Source organism: Mesorhizobium sp. M7A.F.Ca.MR.362.00.0.0 (assembly GCF_004023175.1).
Classification (GTDB): Bacteria; Pseudomonadota; Alphaproteobacteria; order Rhizobiales; family Rhizobiaceae; genus Mesorhizobium.
Window position 1 is genome coordinate 15,476 of the sequence record NZ_RZTF01000034.1, and the last position, 6,846, is coordinate 22,321.

8 protein-coding genes and 2 pseudogenes (1 of these 10 running past the window's edge) are annotated in these 6,846 nt (G+C 63.0%); 5 read left to right on the forward strand and 5 right to left on the reverse strand.

Annotated features, from left to right (window positions below):
• Nucleotides 1-63: 63 nt before the first annotated feature.
• Nucleotides 64-645, reverse strand: a complete 582-nt coding sequence (locus EOC06_RS07525) for an LptA/OstA family protein (protein WP_128307453.1) — start codon at nucleotides 643-645, stop codon at nucleotides 64-66.
• Complete coding sequence (gene lptC / locus EOC06_RS07530) at nucleotides 632-1,345, reverse strand: LPS export ABC transporter periplasmic protein LptC (RefSeq protein WP_127269996.1); 714 nt, start codon at nucleotides 1,343-1,345, stop codon at nucleotides 632-634. Before lptC ends, EOC06_RS07525 begins: the two co-directional genes overlap by 14 nt.
• Nucleotides 1,346-1,745: 400 nt before the next feature.
• Between lptC and sppA the strand changes: the two are divergent.
• The 4 genes and pseudogenes from sppA (at nucleotide 1,746) to EOC06_RS07550 (ending at nucleotide 4,511) form a co-directional block, all read left to right on the forward strand.
• Nucleotides 1,746-2,703: pseudogene (gene sppA, locus EOC06_RS07535) on the forward strand (signal peptide peptidase SppA).
• A gap of 82 nt (nucleotides 2,704-2,785) precedes the next feature.
• The gene (locus tag EOC06_RS07540; protein ID WP_006200394.1) at nucleotides 2,786-3,070 is read left to right on the forward strand and encodes an integration host factor subunit beta; all 285 of its coding nucleotides are present in this window, start codon (nucleotides 2,786-2,788) and stop codon (nucleotides 3,068-3,070) included.
• Nucleotides 3,071-3,127: 57 nt separating this feature from the next.
• The gene (locus tag EOC06_RS07545; RefSeq protein WP_128307454.1) at nucleotides 3,128-3,508 is read left to right on the forward strand and encodes a LapA family protein; all 381 of its coding nucleotides are present in this window, start codon (nucleotides 3,128-3,130) and stop codon (nucleotides 3,506-3,508) included.
• A gap of 37 nt (nucleotides 3,509-3,545) precedes the next feature.
• Nucleotides 3,546-4,511 carry an ornithine cyclodeaminase family protein gene (locus tag EOC06_RS07550; protein ID WP_128307455.1) on the forward strand — a complete coding sequence of 322 codons (966 nt, stop codon included), beginning with the start codon at nucleotides 3,546-3,548 and terminating at the stop codon, nucleotides 4,509-4,511.
• Here EOC06_RS07550 and EOC06_RS07555 read toward each other — a convergent pair.
• From EOC06_RS07555 to EOC06_RS07565, 3 genes are all read right to left on the reverse strand, one after another.
• Nucleotides 4,508-4,945, reverse strand: coding sequence for an EVE domain-containing protein (locus tag EOC06_RS07555; protein ID WP_127271652.1), 438 nt, complete (start codon nucleotides 4,943-4,945; stop codon nucleotides 4,508-4,510). The genes EOC06_RS07550 and EOC06_RS07555 overlap by 4 nt on opposite strands.
• Entirely contained in the window at nucleotides 4,942-5,337 is a 396-nt protein-coding gene (locus EOC06_RS07560; protein WP_128307456.1) for a VOC family protein, read from the reverse strand. Before EOC06_RS07560 ends, EOC06_RS07555 begins: the two co-directional genes overlap by 4 nt.
• Nucleotides 5,338-5,408: 71 nt before the next feature.
• Nucleotides 5,409-6,101, reverse strand: a complete 693-nt coding sequence (locus EOC06_RS07565; RefSeq protein WP_128307457.1) for a YafY family protein — start codon at nucleotides 6,099-6,101, stop codon at nucleotides 5,409-5,411.
• Between the two features lie 135 nt (nucleotides 6,102-6,236).
• On the opposite strand from EOC06_RS07565, the pseudogene EOC06_RS07570 reads away from it, so the two are divergent.
• Nucleotides 6,237-6,846 (forward strand): annotated as a pseudogene (locus EOC06_RS07570) (class I SAM-dependent rRNA methyltransferase) (it continues 500 nt past the right edge of the window).

A 6,846-nucleotide genomic window follows, 5' to 3' on the forward strand; every position in this document is an offset into this window, starting at 1 on the left:
GCGCCGAAAGCTTGCCGGCGGCCCGTCCCGGAAGACGCGCCGTCAGCGACGACAGGCTGGCCATCAGGGGTTCGTCGCTCCCGATTTCGGCGGCGGCGTGATCGACATCTGGACGCGTTGCCCAGCGCATGGATCCACCTGAGCCAGCCCGCTTTTCATCTGCACGGTAAGCTTGCAGCCCACCAGAATGTTGTCGTTTTGCGACAGAACGACCTTTTTGCCCGAAAGCACCAGCACCTGGCTCTTCATATCGAAGCTGCCTTGATCGCCTGTCGCGACCTGCGCATCCGACTTGATGTAAACCTTGTCGGAGATCTCCAGGTGATCGATGTTGGCCGAGCCCGTCATCGCCGCACCCGCGGCCTCCGTGCCCTTGGCAGCGGCGTTGGGGTCCTTGACGTAGTAGACCGTCATCTTGCCGGCCTTCATCAATGTCGGCCCCTGGACGACACTGACATTGCCCGTGAAGATGGCGACACTGTCGGCCTGGCGGACTTCCAGCTTGTCGCTCTCGATCTGGATCGGCTTGTCGCCGGACAGTTTGAGGCCTGATTGACTGGTCGTCTGCGCCGATGACGGCACGAGTCCGAGCAGCAGCAACGTTGAAGTTGCAGCCGCGAGCCGCGTCGAACTACTGAGCCGCATTGGTTTCTCCGCTGTTTCCCTGTGCCGCCTTCAAGGCGGTGGAATCGATGTTGACGCGCACCTTGTTCTCGAAAACCAGAACCTTGCCATTGTCCTGGACCGACATCGTATCCGCCGTGATCCGCGACCCGCCACGGCTGACATCGACGGGATCTCCCGTCTTCATAGTGCCTTTGCCCATGTCGAGGAAGACCGATTTGAACTTGGCCTGCATGCCGTCGGTCGTGGTGATCGTCACGTCGCTGGTCAAATTCATCGTATTGCCGTCGCGATCGTAGGTGCCGTGCGAGGCCTTGACCGCCGCCACATTGTCGGGCGCGATCGGCACCTTGGCGTCGATGCCTTCCAGCTCGATGATACCTTGCGTGCTGACATCCTGAATGGCACGCAGCGCCGTCATCGAATAAGGCTGCTTCTGCTTGGTGAAACCGTTGAGCTTGGGATTGGCCATCACCAGCTTGCCGTTGGAAAAGGCAGTGCCTTCCGCCTGAACCTTCACGGCGACGGGTGCGGCGAGATAGGAATAGACCGGGAAGGCGACCGCTATCAGTGCCGCGGCCACCGGCACGGCAAATTTGAGAACGCGCACGCGGCGCGAATGACGCTGTGCACGGTCGAAAGCGTCGCCGCGCGTCCGGCCGTCCGCCGGGGGAGCCAACACCGCCTCGGCGTTGGTCGGTTCAATCGGTCGCGCTAACATTCACTGCTTTCTTTAACCCTGCCCACCCTTGAGCACCGCCTATAGGTGGGACGCCGGCGCTTTCAAGCAAGCACAAGCCCACGAAAACTGCAAAAATGTGACAGCCGCCTTTGTACAGACGAAAACGAGGTCCGCACAACTGCGTGTTCTCCATAGCAGAAACAGACACGCGGCGTAAAATTTATCCGTCGTCGGTCTCGTCGCCAACCTGGGGCGATTGCACAAACATGTGAGCAGACCAATACTTGTAGAGCGCCTAGCCGAGGCTGGCCGACTGTCGACGGGGATGGCTACCTCACGTCCAGGTGCTGACTGTCTCGCCATACGCAAAAGAGAACTGCTTCCAGATGGGCGGATCATGGTCTAAAAGCGTCTCCTCCCGCCGACTGAAAGGCTGACCATGGCACTGAGAGCCGACGACCTGATCGACCGCCGCCGTTTGCGGCGCAAGCTGACATTCTGGCGCGTCGTCGCCATAGGCATCGTAGCCCTTGGGGTGATTGCGCTTTCAACCTGGTTCTATGGCGACGATTTCGGCGGCTCGACGGTCGACCATATTGCCAAGGTCAAGATCGAAGGCACGATCACCGAGGACGAGGAACTGATCAAGCGGCTGGAAACCATCCGTCTTTCATCGAAGGTGAAGGGCGTGATCCTGTCGATCGATTCGCCTGGCGGCACCACCGTCGGTGGTGAGTCGATCTATGAAGAAGTGCGCAAGCTGGCCGCCGACAAGCCGGTGGTGGCGGAAATCGGCACGCTCGCCGCATCGGCAGGCTATATGATCGCCAGTGCCGCCGATCACATCGTTGCCCGCAAGACCTCGATCGTCGGCTCGATCGGCGTGCTGATCCAGTATCCCGACGTCAGCGGCCTGATGGACAAACTCGGCGTCAAGCTGGAGGAAGTTAAATCCTCACCGCTGAAAGCCGCGCCCTCTCCCTTCAAGCCGACCAATGACGACGAGCGCGCCATGGTCCGCAAACTCATCCTCGACAGTTACAACTGGTTCGTCGACATCGTCGCCGAACGCCGCAAGATGACCCGCGAACAAGCACTGGCGCTTGCCGACGGCTCGATATTCACCGGTCGTCAGGGCGTTGCCAACGGGCTGATCGACGCCGTCGGCGGCGAGGCGGTAGCGGTCGACTGGCTGGCGACCAAGGGCGTCGATGCCAAGCTCAAGGTCGTCGAGTGGAAGGATACCGAACAGGCGCGGCGGCTTCCTGTTCTCGAAAGCGATGGCGCAAACCATCGGCAGCGCGCTCGGCCTGCCAGCCTACAGCGGCGACGTCATCCATGAACTCGGAGCCGACCGCTTGTTTCTTGACGGTCTCGTTTCCGTCTGGCACCCTTGAGACGCCGTTTGGGGCAAGTGAAAAAAGCAAATAAAATCATCCTCATAATTTTGACCGCACTGCTTTCACGGGGACCCGTCTCATGATCAAGTCCGAACTTGTGCAGATTATTGCCACGCGCAATCCGCATCTTTTCCTGCGCGACGTCGAAAACATCGTCGGCGCCATCTTCGATGAAATCACCGACGCCCTTGCCGAAGGCAACCGGGTCGAGTTGCGTGGCTTCGGCGCTTTTTCGGTGAAGAATCGTCCCGCCCGCACCGGCCGCAATCCGCGCACCGGCGAATCCGTCGAGGTCGAGGAGAAGTGGGTGCCGTTTTTCAAGACCGGCAAGGAACTGCGTGAAAGGCTGAACGGCGGCAAGTAGGCGCGACGTCAGCGCCTGACGGCCTTTCGGACAGGCCAGCTTCCGACGGAAAACATCATGTTCAATCGCTTCATGCTCATCGCGATCTTCGTGCCCCTGGCGATCATCCTGATCGCCCTCGCCGTTGCCAACCGCGAACTGGTCGCCTTCACACTGGATCCGTTCAACCCCGGCAATCCGAAGCTGACCCTGACTTTGCCGCTGTTCATTTTCCTGTTCCTGGCACTCGCCATCGGCATGATCGTCGGCAGCCTGGCAACCTGGGTCAAGCAGGGCCGCTATCGCAAGCTGGCGCGCCAGCGCGGCGTCGAAGCCGAGAACCTGCGCCAGGCGGTCAGCCGTGCGCCGGCGGTACCGCAAAGCCAGGCTCCGGGAACGGCCCCAGGCTCCACCCAAGGCTCCGCCCAAGGGTCCGCATTGCCGAAGCCGACCGCTTGAGCCGCCCGTCGGCGGTTTTGTCCCTACGGAGTTTTACATGCTGACCATTTCGGCCGCAGAGGTCGACCATGCGCTGACCTTTGCCGGACTGGTCGAGACGCTGCGCACGGCGTTCCGCGACGGTGCGGTGCAGCCGGTCAGGCATCATCATACGATCGAGCGGCCAGATGGCGCGGCCTCCACCCTGCTTTTGATGCCGGCCTGGACCGACCTCAACGCGGCCGGCACATCGACCGGTGGTCACATCGGCGTCAAGATCGTCACCGTGTCCCCCGACAACAATGCCATCGGCAAGCCGGCGGTGATGGGGCTCTATCTCCTGCTCAATGGCGCCACCGGCGAACCCGAGGCCTTGATCGACGGCCAGCGGCTGACACAGTGGCGCACCGCCTGTGCTTCGGCGCTTGCGGCCTCCTATCTCGCCCGCGACGATGCCTCGCGGCTGCTGGTGGTCGGCGCCGGCGCGCTGTCGCCCTTCCTCGCCAAGGCGCACTCGGCCGTACGGCCGATCAAGACCATCCGCATCTGGAACCGCACCCCGGCCAATGCCGAGAAAGTCGCCGCCGACCTGCGCGCCGAGGGTTTTGCAGCCAGCGCGGCGAGCGATCTCGATGCCGAGCTTGGACGGGCCGACATCGTCTCCTCGGCGACGATCACGACGACGCCGCTGATCAAGGGCGCATTGTTGCGGCCGGGAACCCATGTCGACCTGGTCGGAGGCTTTACGCCGACGATGCGCGAGAGCGACGACGACGCGATCAGGCTTGCCCGCGTCTATGTCGACACCCGCGCCGGCGCCACCAAGGAAGCCGGCGACATCGTCCAACCGCTGGCCTCCGGCGTGCTGAAGCCGGAAACCATCGTCGCCGATCTGCACGAATTAGCGCGCGGCCAGAAGAAGGGTCGCGAGAGCGCTGGGGAGATCACGCTGTTCAAGTCGGTCGGCGCGGCGCTCGAGGATCTTGCCGCCGGCATTGCCGTCTACAAGGCGCTCACGGCCTAGTTCGCCGGTACAGCCATTTTGGCGCTCATCGCGTCGGCGATCACACGAAAATCGTGATCCCCGATTTCGAAAAGGCCAAAGCGAAGCTGATAACCCCAGTTCGACTTGGCCATGGTGAAGTCCAGCCTGTCGAGCAGCGGCTTGATCGGCGCTTCCTCGGCCTTGGCCCACGCCACATCGCGGCGGAAGGGTGTGAAGCCGGCGCCCATATCGCCCTGATAGGGCTCGCCTTCCCGCACGATGCCGATCGCGGTGAAGGCCCGCAGGCCATCTTTCTCGCCCAAAACAGTGTTCGGCGAGTAGTAGACGATGCCATCGCCTGGCTTGACGCGACGCAGCGGTGCCGCCTTGCCGTGGTTGACCTGCATGAAGCCGGCTGCGCGACCCCGCCGGACATGTTCGGCCGACGCCACGGCGATCCAGTACGCGCTCATTTCTGGTTACCATTGGCCTGTTCGCCATCGGACAGCCAATAGACGCGCAGGCGATGATTGTCGGGATCGAGCGCGACAAAAGTACGGCCGAAATCCATGTCGGTTGGCGTCTGCAGGATATTCAGCCCGCGCCCGGACCAGTCGGCATGGGCGGCATCGACCGCATCGGGCGTATCCAGCGCAAAGACGATTTCGGCGCCACCGCCTGACATGCCGGCTCCCGGCTCCACCGTATGGCGCGACCACAGGCCGAACTTGAAGCCGGCATCGAGCACGAACAGCACGAAGGTCGGCGAACTTTCGACCGGCTCACGGCCGAGCAGCGCGCTGTAGAAGGCGCCGCTCTCAAGCGGCTGGTCGACATAGAGGATGATGAAATTCGGGGTGGCCATATCTGCTCTCCAAGGTTCGGTGCTTCGACTTGGCGACCATAAGATGAGCTACTGTCAGATCATGGCAGCAGTCATCTCGAACCACGCGGCTTGTCGAGCGTTGCCCGCCATTCCTTGAGCAGCGCCTGGCGACGACGCGGATAGCGCGTGTCCGTTGCTTGGAGTTCGGCGATGCGATCGGCGCGAAAATGCCGGAAATCGTGCCGCATCTCGCACCACGCCACCACCACCCGCACCTTGTCGAAGAAGCCCAGCGCAAATGGCCACACGACACGCTCGGACGCAGCGCCGCCGGCGGCGCGGTAAAGAAAGCCGAGCTTGCGCTCGTTGCGGATGGCCTGCCGTACGAGGCCAAGATCGATGCTTTCGATGACTGCGGCGGAAGGGCCGACCAGCAGTGTGCTCGCGTCGAGATCCTCGCGCAGATCGTCCGGCAGGACCGCCGCTATCTTGGCCAACGCGTTGGCAGCGGCGGCCGAGAGGCGCTGGTCCGGCTGCTTGGCGACCCAGCGCGAGCCGAGCACGATGGCTTCGATCTCCTCGTCGCTGAACATCAGCGGCGGCAGCATGAAGCCGGGCTTGAGCACATAACCGACACCCGCCTCGCCCTCGATCGGCGCGCCCTGGCCCTGCAGCGTGGCGATGTCGCGGTAGAGTGTGCGAATCGAAATCCCGAGTTCATCGGCCAGCGCCTGTCCGCTCACGGGCCGGCGATGCCGGCGCAGGCACTGGATCAGGTCGAGCAGGCGTTCGGAGCGGGACATCCGGTAGATTTGCCTGTTTCCTTGACATTGGTCCACCACGGCCAACCTGAACCGGAGAGGCCGACCTGTCGGACTTGGTTGCGAAGCGGGTTGCCCTATGTCAAAAGCGGCCACGCCGTTCGGAGTTGCCCCCGCTTGAAGTCTTTTCGCGACAAACGCCGCGACAACCGTCCACATCCATCCGCGAAGGGTGCGGCGGACGTGTCACGTCCGCGTCCCGGCCAGGCTCCCGCCAGACCGGAAGCGCCACCGCGCGAGCGCCATGAGGCGAAGACGGAAAGTCGTTCCGAACCGAACTCGGCGCCGCGCATCCTGGCCCGCCGCGAAGGCGCTCTGCCCGCCGAACATCTTCCCGTGATCCTGGAAGTGGCGCCCAATGCCGATTATGCGCTGCTCGACAGCGGCACCGGCCAAAAGCTCGAACAATATGGCCCCTACCGTATCGTTCGGCCCGAGGGCCAGGCGATCTGGCAAAAGGCCTTGCCGGCAAAGGAATGGGAGCGTGCCGACGCCGTCTTCACCGGCGACACCGACGAGGAGGGCATCGGCCGCTGGCGTTTCCCCAAGCTGCCGCTCGGCGAGACCTGGCCGATGAAGCATGACGGCATCGACTATCTCGGCCGTTTCACCTCGTTTCGTCATGTCGGCGTCTTTCCCGAGCAGGCCTCCCATTGGGATCACATGGCCGGGCTGATCGCGGCGGCGAAGCGGCCGGTCAAGGTGCTGAACCTGTTCGGCTATACCG

What these genes read in the sequence shown, in the direction of transcription:
- EOC06_RS07555 (WP_127271652.1), bottom strand. Translation starts at nt 4,945, where the DNA reads ATGAGCGCGTACTGGATCGCCGTGGCGTCGGCCGAACATGTCCGGCGG.
- EOC06_RS07540 (WP_006200394.1), top strand. Translation starts at nt 2,786, where the DNA reads ATGATCAAGTCCGAACTTGTGCAGATTATTGCCACGCGCAATCCGCAT.
- lptC (WP_127269996.1), bottom strand. Translation starts at nt 1,345, where the DNA reads ATGTTAGCGCGACCGATTGAACCGACCAACGCCGAGGCGGTGTTGGCT.
- EOC06_RS07560 (WP_128307456.1), bottom strand. Translation starts at nt 5,337, where the DNA reads ATGGCCACCCCGAATTTCATCATCCTCTATGTCGACCAGCCGCTTGAG.
- EOC06_RS07550 (WP_128307455.1), top strand. Translation starts at nt 3,546, where the DNA reads ATGCTGACCATTTCGGCCGCAGAGGTCGACCATGCGCTGACCTTTGCC.
- EOC06_RS07565 (WP_128307457.1), bottom strand. Translation starts at nt 6,101, where the DNA reads ATGTCCCGCTCCGAACGCCTGCTCGACCTGATCCAGTGCCTGCGCCGG.
- EOC06_RS07525 (WP_128307453.1), bottom strand. Translation starts at nt 645, where the DNA reads ATGCGGCTCAGTAGTTCGACGCGGCTCGCGGCTGCAACTTCAACGTTG.
- EOC06_RS07545 (WP_128307454.1), top strand. Translation starts at nt 3,128, where the DNA reads ATGTTCAATCGCTTCATGCTCATCGCGATCTTCGTGCCCCTGGCGATC.